The following is a 15,278-nucleotide window of genomic DNA, read 5'->3' as shown; positions in this document are numbered from 1 at the left end:
CGGCATTCCCGCGCCCGGTGCGGGCTGTAACCGCTGTTACACGCCCGTCGAGAAATGCGGACAAGACGGGACTAAAGGTCAGGTGTTCGGATGCCGAGTAGGGAAGCAAAACCCCTGGTCCGATCGGGTGTGGACCAGGGGTTACGGCTGTGTTTGCCCGAATTTCGTAACGGTCACCGGCCGGGCAGGCTCAGGCCAATGCTCACCGGCCGGCCGCGGCGTCGCACTCCTGCGCGCGCAGCGCCCGCGCCAGGTCGTCGCGCGCCTCCAGCACCAGCCGGCGCAGCGCCGGCGCCGCGTCCCGGTGCGCCTCCAGCCACGCGTCCGTCGCGTCCAGCGTCTCCGGCCGGTCCTGGTACGCCGGGAACAGACCCCGCACCACGTCCATGCCGATCTGGATCGACCGCTCCCGCCACACCCGCTCGACCGCCGCGAAGTACAGCTGCGCGTACGGTGCCGTCAGCTCCCGCTGCGAGGGCTGCTGGAAGCCCGAGATGGTCGCCTCCACCAGCGCGTTCGACAGCGCGTCGGACTCCACCACCTGCGCCCACGCCTGCGCCTTGACCGACGCCGAGGGCCGCGCGGCCAGACAGCGCACCTGGTGCCGCTTGCCGGACGCCGTGTCGTCCCGGGCCAGCTCCGCCGCCAGCACCGACTCGTCCGCCGCCCCGTGCGCGGCCAGCGGCTCCAGGAACGCCCAGCGCAGCTCCTGGTCCACCTCCAGCCCCTCGATCTCGACCGTGCCGTCCAGCAGGTCCGTCAGCAGCCTCAGGTCCGGCTCGGCGGACGCCACCGACGCGAAGAACCGCGCCCACGCGAGCTGGTGCTCGCTGCCCGGCTCCGCCTCCCGCAGCTCCCGCAGCGCCCCCTCGGCCAGCAGCTCCCCGCCGGTCTCCCGCCACTCCGGCGCCGCGTAGTGGGTCAGCGCGGCGTTCGCCCAGGCGTGCAGCATCTGGAGCACCCCGATGTCGGACTCGCGGCCCGCGAAGCGCAGCACCAGTTCGATGAAGTCCCGCGCCGGCAGCAGGGCGTCCCGGGTCAGGTTCCACAGCGCCGACCAGCACAGCGCGCGGGCCAGCGGATCGGTGAGCGCGCCCAGGTGCGTCCGCAGCGTCGTCAGCGAGGTCTCGTCGAACCGGACCTTGCAGTAGGTCAGGTCGTCGTCGTTGACGAGCACCAGCTCCGGCGCCTCGGTGCCCGCCAGCTCCGCCACGACGGTGCGCGGCTCGTGCACGTCCGTCTCCACGCGCGCGTACCGCTCCAGCGTGCCCCCGGGCGTACGCCGGTACAGGCCCACCGCGATCCGGTGCGGGCGCAGCTCCGGGTGCGACTCCGGGGCCTCCTGGAGGATCGCCAGCTCGGCGATCCGGCCGCCCTCGGTGTCCAGCAGCACCTGCGGGGTCAGCGTGTTGACCCCGGCCGTCTGGAGCCACGAGGCCGCCCACGCCGTCATGTCCCGGCCGCTGGTCTCCGCGAGCACCGACAGCAGGTCGCCGAGGCGCGTGTTGCCGTAGGCGTTCCGCTTGAAGTAGCGCCGGGAGCCCTCCAGGAACGCGTCCTGGCCGACGTACGCCACCAGCTGCTTGAGCACCGAGGCGCCCTTGGCGTAGGTGATGCCGTCGAAGTTCAGCTTGGCGTCCTCCAGGTCGCGGATGTCCGCCGTGATCGGGTGCGTGGACGGCAGCTGGTCGGCGCGGTACGCCCAGGCCTTGCGGCGGTTGGCGAAGGTGGTCCACGCGTCCTTGAAGCGGGTCGCGCCCACGTTGGCGAACGTGCCCATGAAGTCCGCGAAGGACTCCTTCAGCCACAGGTCGTCCCACCACTCCATGGTGACCAGGTCGCCGAACCACATGTGCGCCATCTCGTGCAGGATGACGTTGGCCCGCGCCTCGTACGACGCCTGCGTCACCTTGCCGCGGAAGATGTACTCCTCGCGGAAGGTCACCAGGCCCGGGTTCTCCATCGCGCCCAGGTTGTACTCCGGCACGAACGCCTGGTCGTACTTCCCGAACGGGTACGGGTAGTCGAAGTGGTCGTGGAAGAAGTCCAGGCCCTGCTTGGTCACCAGGAACACGTCGTCCGCGTCGAAGTGCGGCGCCAGGCCCTTGCGGCACATCGCGCCGAGCGGGATCTCCAGCTTCGTGCCGTCCTCGAAGGTCCGGGTGTAGGAGTCCGTCACGTAGTGGTACGGGCCCGCCACCACGCACGTGATGTACGTCGAGATCGGCTTCGTCTCCGCGAACCGCCAGACCCCGTCGGCGAGTTCACCTGCGCCGTTGCTCCACACCGTCCAGCCCTCCGGCGCCCGCACCTCGAAGCGGTACGGCGCCTTCAGGTCCGGCTGCTCGAAGTTCGCGAACACCCGGCGGGCGTCGGCCGGCTCGTACTGCGTGTACAGGTACACCTCGCCGTCCTCGGGGTCGACGAAGCGGTGCAGGCCCTCGCCGGTGCGGGAGTAGGCGCACTGGGCGTCCACCACCAGCTCGTTCTCCGCGGCCAGGTCCTCCAGCAGGATCCGGGAGCCGTCGAACACCTCGCCCGGGTCCAGGTCCCGCCCGTTGAGCGACACGGACGTCACGCCCGGCGCGACCAGGTCGGCGAAGCTGGACGCCCCCGGCTCGTTGCAGCGGAAGCGGATGGTGGTCACCGAGCGGAACGTGCGCGGCTCGCCGCCCGCCTCGCCGACGGCGGACCGCAGGTCCAGGGACACCTCGTAGCCGTCGACGGACAGCAGGGCGGCCCGCTCCCGGGCCTCGTCGCGGGACAGATTCTCACCGGGCACGGACGGCACTCCCTCGTGATCGCGTGTATGGCGGCCGAACAGCACCGATCCTGCCATGTGCTCCTGACAGCGGTGACGGGGAATGGCACAGCCGGCGGCCGCGTTTCCACGGAAAAGGCGTTCCCCACGAGGAGAGACATGTCGGACAAGACCCCCGTCGACTTCTGGTTCGACCCGCTGTGCCCCTGGGCCTGGATGACCTCCCGCTGGGTGCTGGAGGTGGAGAAGGTACGGGACATCGAGGTCCGCTGGCATGTGATGAGCCTCGCCGTGCTCAACGAGAACCGGCTCGACGAGCTGCCCGAGGAGTACCGCGAGATGCTCGCGACCAAGGCGTGGGGACCGGTCCGCGTCGTCATCGCGGCCCAGCAGGAGCACGGCGCGGAGGTGCTCGGCGACCTCTACACCGCGCTCGGCACCCGCATCCACAACCAGGGCGAGGGTCCGGAGAAGCCGGCCGTGGCCGCCGCGCTGAAGGACGTCGGGCTGCCCGAGTCCCTCATGGACCACTGGGACTCCACCCCGTACGAGCCCGAGCTGCGCGCCTCCCACAAGGAGGGCATCGAGAAGGTCGGCCAGGACGTCGGCACCCCGGTCATCGCGGTGCCCGGCCCCGACGGCGAGCAGATCGCCTTCTTCGGCCCGGTCGTCACCCCCGCCCCCAAGGGCGAGGAGGCGGCCCGCCTGTGGGACGGCACGATCGCCGTGGCCTCGGTCCCGGGCTTCTACGAGATCAAGCGGACCCGCACCAAGGGCCCGGACTTCAGCAACCTGTGACCCTCTGCGCCGCGCAGGCGAAGACCCCCGTGAGTCACGTCCTCACGGGGGTCTTCTCCCATCCGCCCGCCGCCGTGAAGGGTGAGAAGACGATCACGAGGCGGGACGTTCTCAGGGCGCCAGGAGCAGCACGTTCGCGCGGGACTTCGCCGCCGCGTAGCGCTTCGCGACGTCCTGCCAGTCGACCACCTGCCACATGGCCTCGATGAAGTCGACCTTCTGGTTCCTGTACTGGAGGTAGAAGGCGTGCTCCCAGGCGTCGAAGACCAGGATCGGGGTGGAGCCCTGGCCGACGTTGCCCTGGTGGTCGTAGACCTGCTCCACGACCAGCCGCCCGCTCAGCGGCTCGTGGGCGAGGACGCCCCAGCCGGAGCCCTGGGTGGTCGCGGCGGCCTTGGACAGCTGGGTCTTGAACGCGGCGAAGGAGCCGAAGGACTCCCTGATCGCCTCGGCCAGCTCGCCCACGCCGTCGGCGGCCAGCGGCTCGCCGCCGCCGTCCTTCGGGCCCGTCATGTTCTGCCAGTAGATCGAGTGCAGGATGTGCCCGGACAGGTGGAACGCCAGGTTCTTCTCCAGGCCGTTGACCGAGCCCCACGACTCCTTGTCCCGCGCCTCGGCGAGCTGCTCCAGCGTGTCGTTCGCGCCCTTCACGTAGGCCGCGTGGTGCTTGTCGTGGTGCAGCTCGATGATCTCGGGACTGATCACGGGAGCGAGCGCCGCGTAGTCGTAGGGCAGGTCGGGCAGCGTGTAGACGGGCATGGGTGATCCCCTCCGGAACCTTATTGCAAGTATCTTGCAACTACACGCTAGCAACAACAACTCCGGGGCAACAGAAAGGCCCCCACGTGTCGCACGTGGGGGCCTCCCGCGGGATGCGGCGGTCAGCGCCCGGCCCGCGCCCGCTGCCGGGCGTACCCCACCGCCGCCAGGACCAGCGTCATGCCGCCCGTCGAGTACAGCTGGACCCGGGTGTCCGGCTCGCGGGCCATCAAGGCGAAGATCGCGACCATCCCGGCCAGCGCGACCCAGGTCAGCCACGGGAAGCCCCACATGCGCACGACCAGCCTCCCGGGGGCCTCGCGTTCGATGCGGCGGCGGAGCAGCAGCTGGGAGACCGCTATGAAGATCCAGACGACCAGGATGACCGCGCCGATCATGTTCAGCAGCCAGGGGAAGACGTCGTCCGGGCGCCAGTAGCTGAGCAGCACGCACACGAAGCCGAAGAAGCAGGAGGTCAGGACCGCGGCGCGCGGGACCCCGCCGGACAGCCGGGCCAGCGCCTTCGGACCCTGGCCGCGCTCGACCAGCGAGTAGGCGATGCGCGAGGAGCCGTAGATGTTGGCGTTCATCGCGGACAGCAGGGCGACCAGGACGACCACGTTCATCAGCTGGCCCGCCCCGGGGATGCCCAGGTGGTCCAGGGTGGCGACGTACGGGCCCTTCGCCACGACCTCCTCGGAGTCCCAGGGGACCAGGGTGACGACGACCGCCATCGAACCGATGTAGAAGAGGGCGATCCGCCACATCGCCGTGCGGACGGCGGAGGCGACACCGCGCACCGGGTCCTCCGACTCGGCCGCCGCGATGGTGACCGTCTCCAGGCCGCCGTACGCGAAGACCGAGGCGAGCAGGCCGACCAGCAGGCCCTCGCTGCCGTGCGGCAGGAAGTCGGTCAGGTGCGACGCGCCGGGGGAGTCGGTGCCGGGCAGCACGCCCGCGACGGCCAGCACGCCCAGCACCAGGAACAGGCTGATCGCGCCCACCTTCAGCGCGGCGAACCAGAACTCGAACTCGCCGAAGTTCTTCACGGCGGCCAGGTTCGCCCCGCAGAAGACGACCATGAACAGCGCGACCCACATCCACTGCGGGGTGCCCGGCAGCCAGCCCTGGACGATCTTCGCGGCGCCGATGCCCTCCAGGCCCACCGCCGTGCAGAGCAGGACCCAGAAGGACCAGCCCGCGGCGAAGCCCGCCCACGGGCCGATCGCCCGCTCGGCGTGCGCCGAGAAGGAGCCCGAGGACGGGTGGGCGGCCGACATCTCGCCGAGCATCCGCATCACCAGCATCACCAGGACGCCGGAGAGGGCGTAGGCGACCACGATGGACGGGCCGGCGGCGGCGATGCCCGCGCCGGAGCCGACGAAGAGGCCCGCGCCGATCACCCCGCCCAGGGCGATCATCGACAGGTGGCGCTGCTTGAGGCCGTGGGAGAGGGAGGCGTCCGTCCGCTGTTGCGGCGGTGTCCCGGTGGTCGTGCTGCTGGGCATGGAGGGCGGCTCTCCCCGTGCGGTAGGCGGGCAAAAACCCCGCCAGTCTGGGCGGCCCGTCCGCTCACACGACAGGGCCGCCCAGTATCCGGACACCCGGGGTACACAGGGTGAATCTACGGTTACGCGGCCACCGGGGTGTAGTGCGACGCGTCGCCCTCGATCGAGTAGCTCTCCTTGCCCTCGATGCCGACCGGGACGTCACCGGCGACGGTCACCCGGTGCAGGCGGCGCGGCAGACCGTCGTAGTTGTCGATGGCGTAGTGCTGGGTGATGCGGTTGTCGAAGAGGACCAGCTGGCGCTCCGACCAGCGGTGGCGCAGCACGTTCTCCGGACGGGTGACGTACCCCTGGAGCAGGTCCAGGACCTTGCGGGACTCGCCCGCCGACAGGCCGACGATCCGCTGCGCGAACCCGCCGATGAACAGCCCGCGCTCCCCGGTCAGCGGGTGCACCCGGACCACCGGGTGCGCGGTGCGGTACTTGATGGAGGTGAACCGGGCGCGCTGGGCCGCCCGCTCCTCGTCGATCTCCTCGTCCGGCACCGCGTAGTCGTAGTCGTTGGTGTGCTCCGCCCACAGGGTGTCGGCCAGGCGGCGCAGCGGCTCGGGCAGGTCGCGGTAGGCCGCCGCCGCGTTCGCGATCAGCGTCTCGCCGCCGTACGGCGGCACGGTGAGCGAACGCAGCGTGCTGGCCTGCGGCGGGTTCAGGACGAACGTGACGTCCGTGTGCCAGTGGTTGGCGCGGCCCCGCTCGCTGTCGACCGGCAGCACGTTCGGGGCGCCGTCGACCGCGCCGACCGTCGGGTGCGCCGTGGTCAGCTCGCCGAAGTGGCGGGCGAAGGCCTGCTGGCCGGCGTCGTCCAGGTCGCCGGCGTCGAAGACGAGCGCCTTGTGGACGCCCAGGGCCTCACGGATCGCGGTGACCTCCTGCGGGGCGAGCGGCCGGGTGATGTCGACGCCGGAGACGCGCGCGCCGATCCGGGCGGTGACCTTGGTGATCTCGATGGACATCGGGGTTCTCCTCAGCTGACGGCGGGGGTCAGGTACTGGTTGGCGGGGCGGGGGAGGCCGTAGCGCTCCCGGAGGGTCTGCCGGGGCCCGTACTCGGTGCGGAACAGACCGCGGGCGCGCAGGCGCGGTACGACGTGCTCGACGAAGGCGTCCAGGCCGGAGGGCAGCACGGCCGGCATGATGTTGAAACCGTCGGCGGCGCCCCGCGTGAACCACGTCTCGATCCGGTCCGCGACCTGCTCCGGCGTCCCGGCGAACGTGAGGTGCCCGCGCCCGCCGCCGAGCCGGCCGATCAACTGCCGGACGGTGAGCCGGTCGCGCCGGGCCAACTCCACGACGAGCGTGTAGCGGCTCTTGGCGCCCTCGATGGCGGACTCGGGCGGCAGGTCGCCGGGCAGCGGACCGTCCAGCTCCAGCGTGCCCGCCGGCAGACGCAGCAGGTTCTCCAGGCGGTCCACGCCGTGCTCGTACACGATGTGGTCCTCCAGCAGCCGTTCGGCGGCCCGCGCCTCGGCCTCCGTGGACCCGAGCACCGGGACGATCCCGGGCAGCACCTTCAAGTGCGCGGGGTCCCGGCCGGCCCGGGCGGCCCGGGACTTCAGGTCGGCGTAGAAGTCCTGGGCACCGGCGAGGGTCTGCTGGGCGGTGAACACGGCCTCGGCGTACCGGGCGGCGAAGGCCCTGCCGTCCTCCGAGGAGCCGGCCTGGACCAGCAGCGGGTAGCCCTGCGGGGTGCGCGGCACGTTGAGCGGGCCGGCGACGCCGAAGTACGTCCCCCGGTGCCGGGGCGGATGGATCTTGCTGTCGTCGCCCCAGACGCCGGCCGCCTTGTCGGCCACGATCGCGTCGTCCTCCCAGCTGTCCCACAGCTTGAGGGCCACGTCCAGGAACTCGGCGGCGCGCGCGTACCGCTCCGCGTGCGGGGGCTCGTCGGCGAGCCCGAAGTTGCGGGCGGCCTCCTTGCCGGCGGTGGTGACGATGTTCCAGCCGGCCCGGCCGCCGCTGACGATGTCCAGCGAGGCGAACCTGCGGGCCAGGTTGTAGGGGGAGTTGTAGGAGGTGGACGCGGTGGCGATCAGGCCGATGTGCTCGGTGGCCGTCGCCAGCGCGGTCAGCAGGGTGAGCGGTTCCAGCGCGCCGGCCGGCCGCTGGGCGAGGTTGCTCCACAGCTGGGGGCCGTCGGCGAGGAAGAGCGAGTCGAAGGTGCCGCGTTCGGCGATCCGGGCGAGCCGCACGTAGTGGCTCAGCTCCACGTGGGCGTACGGGTCGCTCTCGGGCAGCCGCCAGGACGCCTCGTGGTGCCCGGTGTTCATCAGGAACGCGTTCAGGTGGAGCTGTCTTCCGGTCACCGGTGGTCCTCCGTGACGCCGAGGGCGGCCAGCAGCCGCTCGCGGTACTCGCCCAGCAGCGGCTCGCGGTACGAGCGCGGGTGGGGACGGTCGATGGTCAGGTCGAGGCCGATGCGGCCCCGGTCCAGGACGAGGACCCGGTCGGCGAGCACGATCGCCTCGTCCACGTCGTGGGTGACGAGCAGGACGGACGGCCGGTGGCGCGTCCACAGCTCGCGCAGCAGGTGGTGCATCCTGATCCGGGTGAGCGCGTCCAGCGCCCCGAACGGCTCGTCCGCCAGCAGCAGTTCCGGCTCGCGGACCAGGGAGCGGGCCAGCGCGGCCCGCTGCGCCTCGCCGCCCGACAGCTCGCCCGGCCAGGCCCGCTCCCGTCCCGCGAGGCCGACCTCCGCCAGCGCGGCCCGGCCGCGCTCCCCGGAGTCCTTGCCGTCCAGGCCGAGCAGGACGTTGTCCAGCACCCGCCGCCAGGGCAGCAGCCGCGAGTCCTGGAAGACGACCGACACCCGCTCGGGCGCGGTCAGCTGCCCACCGCCGGCCACTCCGTGGTCCAGGCCGGCGATGGCCCGCAGCAGGGTCGACTTGCCGGAACCGCTGTGCCCGAGCAGGGCCGTGAACTGTCCGGCGGGCAGGTCGAGGTCGATGCCCTCGAGGACGGTACGGCCCGCGAACGACCGGGTCAGGCCGCGCAGCCGCACGGCGGGCCGGGTCAGTTGCTCAGTGTGCGGCGCCATGACAGCACCCTCCGTTCGATCAGACGGACCACGCTGTCGGAGACCAGGCCGAAGACGCCGTAGATCAGCAGGCCGACCAGGATGACGTCGGACTGGCCGTAGTTCTGCGCCTGGAACATCAGGTAGCCGAGCCCGCTGGTGGCGTTGATCTGCTCCAGGACCACCAGTCCCAGCCAGGAGCCGGTGACACCGAGCCGGAGTCCCACGAAGAATCCGGGCAGCGCGCCGGGGATCACCACCTGGCGGACGAAGGCGAGCCGTGACAGGCCCTGCACCTCGGCGAGTTCGACGAAGCGGCTGTCGATGCCGGACAGCGCGGCGTGCGTGTTCAGGTAGACCGGGACGTAGACGACGATCGCGATGATGGCGATCTTGAACGTCTCGCCGATGCCCAGCCAGAGGATGAACAGCGGGATCAGACCGAGGGTGGGGATCGCCCGGTTGAGCTGCACGGTCCCGTCGATCAGCGCCTCCCCGGCCCGGCTCAGACCGGAGGCGAGGGCGAGCAGCACCCCGGCGCTCAGGCCGATCGCGAAGCCGTAGCCGGCCCGCTCCAGGGAGGTCAGCACGTCGGTGGGCAGGGTGCCGTCGGTCCACAGGTGGCCGGCGGTGCGCAGAACGGTCCAGGGCGCCGGGATCGCCCCCGTGTCCAGCGTTCCGGCGGCCGAGGCGGCGGCCCACGCGGCGAGCAGCACCAGCGGGCCGATGAGCCGGGCGGCGGGCAGCCGGCGTCCGGGGGAGAGCCGGCGGCGCCGGCGGACCTGGGGGAGGTCCCCGGCGTCGGTCCGGGGAACGGCGGTCGTCGTGGTCACGGCGGTCACCTCCGGTACTCCTCGGGCACGGCCTTGGCGGCGAGGGACTCGAAGCGGTGGTCGAACAGCGAGGACACGTCGAACTTCTTCACGAAGCCGCCCTCGGCGAGCAGGTCGGCGGTCTCCTGCTCCCACTTGACCGCCTCGTCCCAGCTGGGCGGGAACAGCGGCTTGTTGGCCAGGGCGGTGATGCCCCGCGCCTGCGCGAGGGTCAGGTTCTGCGTCTTGACGTAGAACTCCTCGTTCCAGACGTCCGGGTGCTCGTACTGCCACACCTGGCCCTTGGCCCACTGCGGGATGTAGGCGGCGATCGCGGCGGCCTTCGCCGGGTCGTCCAGCACGGACCGCGGCGCCCACAGCAGGTTGAGCAGGTCGACGACGTCGGTGGGGATGGAGCGGGCGCCCTTGGACGCGTACTGCTTCAGGTAGGCGGGCGCCTGGTTGATGGCGAGCGGGGCCACGTCCACCTGCCCGGACTGCAGGGCGGTGAGGAACTGGTTGCTCGTCAGCGGGACCAGCTTCACCTCGTCGTAGCCGAGGCCCGCCTGCTTCAGCGCCCGCAGCAGCACGACACCCTGGGCCTGCCCCTGCGAGAAGGCGAGCTTTTTGCCCTTGAAGTCCCCGACCGCGTGGATGTCGCTGCCGGGCCTGGTGGCGAAGAGGTAGTTGGGCTTGCGGGTGATGTCGATCGCCACGATCTTCGCGTCGAAGCCCTGGTAGTGGGCCTGGATCGGCGGGATGCCCGCGTTGTTGGCCAGGTCCAGGGAACGGGCGCGGAACGCGTTGATCACGTCCGGGCCCGCGCCGATGTTCAGCCAGTCGGCCACCTTGAACGGCAGTCCGGGCAGCTTCGCCAGCCTGAACTGGAGTTGCTGCTGGCCCAGGTAGGAGGCGATCTTCAGACTCGTGCCGGCCGGGACCTTGTCGGCGAGCGGCTCGGTGGCGGCACCACGGGTGTCGGCGGCGGCGTTGCCGTGCGCGCAGCCGGACAGCCCGGCGACGGCGGCGGACGCGCCGAACACGGAGGTGAGAAAGGCACGACGGTGCATGGGAGGACTCCCAGGAGAAAAAGAAGAGAAAAGCAGGAGGAATTCCGGGAGAAGCAGGCCGGAGGAAGAGGACTCACGCAGCGGGAAACACGCGCTTCATGCGCGGCAACATGTCAGCAACAGAGGGTGCGACAGCTCGTGAGAGGGCTCATGACCAGGATGTTCCCGGCCATGCTCGACCCGTGTCAACATTCCGAGTTTCTGAATTAAATACCCTCAGGTGACGCACCCAGCGGATCCCGGAACAGCGCGTCCAGTACGACGGACCCGCCCGCCACCGCCAGCACGGAATCCGGGAAACTCGTCGGGAGGACGGCGGCGGATCGCTCCGTGCCGACCGCGTCCCGGAGCGCCTCGAGGCATCCCTCGACATGGATGACACCCACCTCGGTGACGACGACCGTCTCCGGGTTCAGCACGTCCAGCAGCAGCCCGGCCGCCCGCCCCGTCGCCCGCGCCCGCTCCACCAGCAGCCGCCGGGCCACCGGGTCCCCGGCCGCCGCCGCGGCCACCACACGCATCGGGTTGGCCGGATCGGCCACCCCGGCCGCCCGCGCCCGCCGGCACAACGTCCGCTCGCCCAGCTCCACCTGGAGGCAGCCGGTACGGCCGCACGCGCACGGCTCGGTGCCGCCCGGCACCGGCAGGTGGGCGATCGCGCCGGCCGCGGACCGGGGGCCGTAGTGCACCTCGTCATGGGTGGCGAAGGCGGCGTCGACCACGTTGCCCACGAACAGGTGCAGCACGCTCCGGCTGCCCCGGGCCCGTCCGAACAGCCGCTCCCCGTGCACCAGCGCCCGCGCGTGCCCGTCCACCCGGACCGGCAGCCCGGTGCGGGCGCGCAGCAGCTCCCGCACCGGCACGTCCCGCCAGCCCAGCAGCTCGTGCTCGACCACGGTGCCCGTCTCCCGGTCCACCCAGCCGCCGACCGCCAGCCCGACCCCGAGCGGGCGCCGGCCCGGCATCCTGGCCAGCAGCCCCGCGAGCCCCTCGGCGGCCCGCGCCACCACCCAGGCCGGGTCGGTCCGTTCGTGCCGCAGCTCCCGCCGGGCCACCACGCGGCCCCGCAGGTCCAGCAGCGCCACCGTGGTGTACGGCACGGCCACGTGCACGCCGGCGACCAGGAAGCGGGTGTCGTCGAGGTCGACGGGCACGTGCGGCCGGCCGACCCCGTTCGAGCGGCGGGGCGCGGCCGACTCCCGGATCAGGCCCCGCTCGGCGAGCCGGGCGCAGTGCTCGGTCACCGACGCCGGGGACAGCCCGGTCAGCCGGGCGATGGTGCTGCGCGCCACCGGGCCGTGCTCCAGCACGGAACGCAGCACGACGCTGGCGCTGGTGCGCCGCCGGTCGCTGTCGGCGGCACGCGGCACGGGCGAGGGCAGGGCGGGAACGGCGGTACGGGGCATGGAGGACCGTCCTCGGGAGCGGGGCCGACACGTCTCGGAGGCTCGGAGGGGGTGAGGCGTGCCGGACGGCCCGCCCCTATCCCGGACGGCGACAGGTGGCCGTGCCCTGGCGTCGCAGGTCGACATAGCGACGCGAGGTGAGGTAGCGGGCCTGGGCAACCATGGCTGCAGGGTAGGGCAGGGAGAAGGACTCCGGCCAGACGACCGGCATCCGTTTGGTGAGACCGCACAGTTTCGTCATCACGGGCTTCACGTGAGCGAAACGTCCCTGCCTCCGTGATCAGGGTCACGCCCCGGCCGGTGTAGCCGGCACTCTTTGTCCGGAGCCCACGAAGCTCTCGTTCCGCCCTTTGTCGGGCGCTGACGGTGATCGGCCGCGGCCCGCTCGGATAGCGTCACCCTGTCCCAGCATGTCCCCGTCACCCGCGGAGTCCCCATGAGCACCGCCACCGCCACCGCCCGCCCCGGCGCCGTCCTCGCCGACCTGCTGCCCGCGTCCCGCGTCCGTGACGTCGCCCTCGTCGTCGGCGGCGCGGTGCTCACCGGTCTCGCGGCCCAGCTGTCCGTGCCGGTGCCCGGCTCCCCGGTGCCGGTGACCGGCCAGACCTTCGCCGCGCTGCTCGTCGGCACCACGCTCGGGGCCCGCCGCGGCTTCCTCTCCCTCGCGCTGTACGCGGTCGCCGGTGTGGCGGGCGTGCCGTGGTTCGCGCAGGGCACCTCCGGCGCGGGCATGGTCTCCTTCGGCTACGTGCTCGGCATGCTGCTCGCCTCCGCGCTAGTCGGCGCCCTGGCCCGCCGCGGCGCCGACCGCTCCGCGCTGCGCATGGCCGGCACGATGATCCTCGGCGAGGCCGTCGTCTACGCGGTCGGCGTCCCCTACCTGGCCCTGGCCGCCCACCTGTCCGCGTCCCAGGCCGTCGCGGCCGGCCTCACCCCGTTCCTGATCGGTGACGCCCTCAAGGCCGCCCTGGCGATGGGCGTGCTGCCCACCGCCTGGAAGCTGGCCGGCAAGCGCTGACGCCGCGATTCCTGCGGAAGAGGCCCGCCCGGGTCGAAGGTCTCCTTCACCGGGCGGGCCTCTTCCGCGTCCCGGCGCCGTACACCCCCGCGATCCGGTCGCCCGCGCCGAAGGCCAAGTCGAGCGACCGGCCGGGCGTGCCGTCGGCCGGCGGCGCGCTCACCCGGTCCGGCACGGCCCGCGCCCGCTGACGGTCCCCCGACGGCCGGCACCCGCACCAGGAACCGCCCCTCCCGGTGGGCACCGCGTCCGGCGCCGACCCACACCCACCAGGTCCGCGGCCGCCCCGGCCCGCTCGGCGTCCGGCTCGGGCGCGTCCGAGCAGCGTCCGGTGCAGGTCAGGGTCGGTCCGCGGGCTGGCCCGGCGGAGCGTGCCGTCGGCGGTGACGAGCTCCGGCGACCGCGCGTGGCCGGCCGCGTACCCGGACCCCCGGGCCAGGAAGCCGAGCCCGCCGCCCAGGCGTCCGTGTGCGTCACGGAACGCGGCATGGCCGCACGGCCTGACAGCCTCCGTCAGGTCGTGCGGCCATGTGGTGCGGCCGTGCGGGCCGGATCAGCCGACGGACACCTTGTCGGCCGGGGCCTCGGCGGCGGGGGCCGGGCGGCCGGCCCGGATGCGCTCCTTCACCACGGCGATCACCAGCACGACCGCCGCGACCAGCAGCGACAGCAGCACCGTCTCGCGGCCGTCGTGCTTCGTGTCGGTCAGCATGTAGCCGAGGACGAACACGATCAGCGCGGCCGTCGCCCAGGTCAGGTACGGGTACAGCCACATCCGCACGACCAGCTTCTCCGGCGCCTCGCGCTGGATGATCTTCCGCATCCGCAGCTGGGAGAAGCAGATGACCAGCCACACGAACAGGGCCACCGCTCCGGAGGAGTTGACGAGGAAGAGGAAGATCTTGTCCGGGGACAGGTAGTTGAAGAAGACGGCGACGAAGCCGAACACCACGGACGCGAGGATCGCCGCCATCGGCACGCCGCGGCTGTTGACCCGCGCGAACGCCTTCGGCGCGTCGCCCCGCTGGCCGAGCGAGAAGGCCATGCGGGAGGCCGTGTACAGGCCGGAGTTCAGACAGGACAGCACCGAGGTCAGCACGATGAAGTTCATGATCTGACCGGCGTGCGCGATGCCCAGCGAGTTCAGCGCGGCGACGTAGGAGCCGTCCTTCGCGATGGACGCGTCGTTCCACGGCAGCAGCGAGACCACGATCAGGATCGAGCCCAGGTAGAAGACGCCGATCCGCCAGATGATGCTGTTGGTGGACTTGGTGACCGCGCGCTGCGGGTCCTCGGACTCGCCGGCCGCCAGCGTGGCGATCTCGCTGCCCATGAAGGAGAAGACGACCAGCAGCACACCGGTGAGGATCGAGCCCGGACCGTGCGGCAGGAACCCGCCGTGCGAGGTCAGGTTGCCGAAGCTCGCCTGGTCGGCGTGCACGCCCGGAAGGACGCCGAGGATGGCCAGCAGGCCGACGACGATGAACGCGCCGATCGCCACGACCTTGATGCCGGCGAACCAGAACTCGAACTCGCCGTAGGAGCCGACGGAGACCAGGTTGGTCGCGGTCAGCACGGTCATGACGATGAGCGCCCAGCCCCACTGCGGGACGGCCGGAACCCAGCCTTCGAGGATCTGGGCGCCGGCGGTCGCCTCGACGGCGAGCACGACGACCCAGAAGAACCAGTAGAGCCAGCCGATGGAGAACCCGGCCCAGCGGCCCAGCGCGCGGTCGGCGTGCGCGGAGAACGAACCGGAGGTGGGATTGGCGGCGGACATCTCGCCGAGCATGCGCATCACGAGTACGACGAGCGTGCCCACGAGGGCGTACGACAGGAGGATGCCGGGTCCCGCGGTGGCGATACCGGCTTTGGAACCGACGAAAAGGCCGGCTCCGATGACGCCGCCGATCGCGATCATCGAAAGGTGGCGGTTTTTGAGTCCTGCTTGGAGGCCCGAACCAGGGGTCATGGACGGATTTCCTTTGCGCCAGGTAGAGCTGCCCGTACGAGCGGTGTACGAGTCGGTCCAGTGAATCCGAGGTGAACGAATTCGGGAACCTCTGAATCCGTA

At 71.8% G+C, this 15,278-nt stretch carries 12 protein-coding genes; 2 read left to right on the top strand and 10 right to left on the bottom strand.

What is annotated here, in order from left to right; all coding sequences use genetic code 11:
- Positions 1-202 precede the first annotated feature (202 nt).
- Positions 203-2,782 carry an aminopeptidase N gene (pepN, locus tag LG395_RS36020; protein WP_225813121.1) on the bottom strand — a complete coding sequence of 860 codons (2,580 nt, stop codon included), beginning with the start codon at positions 2,780-2,782 and terminating at the stop codon, positions 203-205.
- A 138-nt stretch (positions 2,783-2,920) separates the two neighbouring features.
- Here pepN and LG395_RS36015 point away from each other — a divergent pair, with 138 nt between their 5' ends.
- Entirely contained in the window at positions 2,921-3,559 is a 639-nt protein-coding gene (locus LG395_RS36015; RefSeq protein ID WP_171156315.1) for a mycothiol-dependent nitroreductase Rv2466c family protein, read from the top strand.
- 111 nt (positions 3,560-3,670) lie between these two features.
- On the opposite strand, the gene LG395_RS36010 is transcribed toward LG395_RS36015, so the two are convergent.
- The 8 genes from LG395_RS36010 to LG395_RS35975 all read right to left on the bottom strand — a co-directional run bounded on the left by LG395_RS36010 (position 3,671) and on the right by LG395_RS35975 (position 12,186).
- A complete protein-coding gene (locus LG395_RS36010; RefSeq protein WP_225813119.1) occupies positions 3,671-4,318 on the bottom strand; it encodes a superoxide dismutase in 648 nt (215 codons plus the stop codon).
- A gap of 122 nt (positions 4,319-4,440) precedes the next feature.
- Positions 4,441-5,826, bottom strand: a complete 1,386-nt coding sequence (locus tag LG395_RS36005) for an amino acid permease (RefSeq protein WP_225813117.1) — start codon at positions 5,824-5,826, stop codon at positions 4,441-4,443.
- A 122-nt stretch (positions 5,827-5,948) separates the two neighbouring features.
- The gene (locus tag LG395_RS36000) at positions 5,949-6,839 is read right to left on the bottom strand and encodes a TauD/TfdA dioxygenase family protein (protein WP_171156320.1); all 891 of its coding nucleotides are present in this window, start codon (positions 6,837-6,839) and stop codon (positions 5,949-5,951) included.
- 11 nt (positions 6,840-6,850) lie between these two features.
- Positions 6,851-8,188 carry an LLM class flavin-dependent oxidoreductase gene (locus LG395_RS35995; protein WP_225813114.1) on the bottom strand — a complete coding sequence of 446 codons (1,338 nt, stop codon included), beginning with the start codon at positions 8,186-8,188 and terminating at the stop codon, positions 6,851-6,853.
- A complete protein-coding gene (locus LG395_RS35990; RefSeq protein ID WP_225813111.1) occupies positions 8,185-8,919 on the bottom strand; it encodes an ABC transporter ATP-binding protein in 735 nt (244 codons plus the stop codon). The genes LG395_RS35995 and LG395_RS35990 overlap by 4 nt, the downstream gene beginning before the upstream one ends.
- A complete protein-coding gene (locus LG395_RS35985) occupies positions 8,895-9,740 on the bottom strand; it encodes an ABC transporter permease (RefSeq protein ID WP_225813109.1) in 846 nt (281 codons plus the stop codon). Before LG395_RS35985 ends, LG395_RS35990 begins: the two co-directional genes overlap by 25 nt.
- Positions 9,737-10,780: an ABC transporter substrate-binding protein gene (locus LG395_RS35980; RefSeq protein WP_225813107.1), complete on the bottom strand. Its 1,044-nt coding sequence runs from the start codon at positions 10,778-10,780 to the stop codon at positions 9,737-9,739. Before LG395_RS35980 ends, LG395_RS35985 begins: the two co-directional genes overlap by 4 nt.
- Positions 10,781-10,986: 206 nt before the next feature.
- Positions 10,987-12,186: an ROK family transcriptional regulator gene (locus LG395_RS35975; RefSeq protein WP_225813104.1), complete on the bottom strand. Its 1,200-nt coding sequence runs from the start codon at positions 12,184-12,186 to the stop codon at positions 10,987-10,989.
- Positions 12,187-12,622: 436 nt separating this feature from the next.
- Here LG395_RS35975 and LG395_RS35970 point away from each other — a divergent pair, with 436 nt between their 5' ends.
- Complete coding sequence (locus tag LG395_RS35970) at positions 12,623-13,204, top strand: biotin transporter BioY (RefSeq protein ID WP_171156329.1); 582 nt, start codon at positions 12,623-12,625, stop codon at positions 13,202-13,204.
- A gap of 553 nt (positions 13,205-13,757) precedes the next feature.
- Here LG395_RS35970 and LG395_RS35965 read toward each other — a convergent pair.
- Positions 13,758-15,176 (bottom strand): amino acid permease, encoded by a 1,419-nt coding sequence (locus tag LG395_RS35965; RefSeq protein WP_171156331.1) that lies wholly within the window; start codon positions 15,174-15,176, stop codon positions 13,758-13,760.
- Positions 15,177-15,278 lie beyond the last annotated feature (102 nt).

It is taken from the genome of Streptomyces spinosus (genome assembly GCF_020400655.1).
GTDB classification, from domain to species: Bacteria; Actinomycetota; Actinomycetes; order Streptomycetales; family Streptomycetaceae; genus Streptomyces; species Streptomyces argyrophylli.
Note: the sequence above shows the minus strand (reverse complement) of the source record. Positions and strands in the feature narration are given on the sequence as shown.

Coding starts and splice junctions, on each gene's coding strand:
- LG395_RS35975 (WP_225813104.1), bottom strand. CDS start 12,186: ATGCCCCGTACCGCCGTTCCCGCCCTGCCCTCGCCCGTGCCGCGTGCC.
- LG395_RS36015 (WP_171156315.1), top strand. CDS start 2,921: ATGTCGGACAAGACCCCCGTCGACTTCTGGTTCGACCCGCTGTGCCCC.
- LG395_RS35980 (WP_225813107.1), bottom strand. CDS start 10,780: ATGCACCGTCGTGCCTTTCTCACCTCCGTGTTCGGCGCGTCCGCCGCC.
- LG395_RS35965 (WP_171156331.1), bottom strand. CDS start 15,176: ATGACCCCTGGTTCGGGCCTCCAAGCAGGACTCAAAAACCGCCACCTT.
- LG395_RS36010 (WP_225813119.1), bottom strand. CDS start 4,318: ATGCCCGTCTACACGCTGCCCGACCTGCCCTACGACTACGCGGCGCTC.
- LG395_RS36005 (WP_225813117.1), bottom strand. CDS start 5,826: ATGCCCAGCAGCACGACCACCGGGACACCGCCGCAACAGCGGACGGAC.
- LG395_RS35990 (WP_225813111.1), bottom strand. CDS start 8,919: ATGGCGCCGCACACTGAGCAACTGACCCGGCCCGCCGTGCGGCTGCGC.
- LG395_RS36000 (WP_171156320.1), bottom strand. CDS start 6,839: ATGTCCATCGAGATCACCAAGGTCACCGCCCGGATCGGCGCGCGCGTC.
- LG395_RS35970 (WP_171156329.1), top strand. CDS start 12,623: ATGAGCACCGCCACCGCCACCGCCCGCCCCGGCGCCGTCCTCGCCGAC.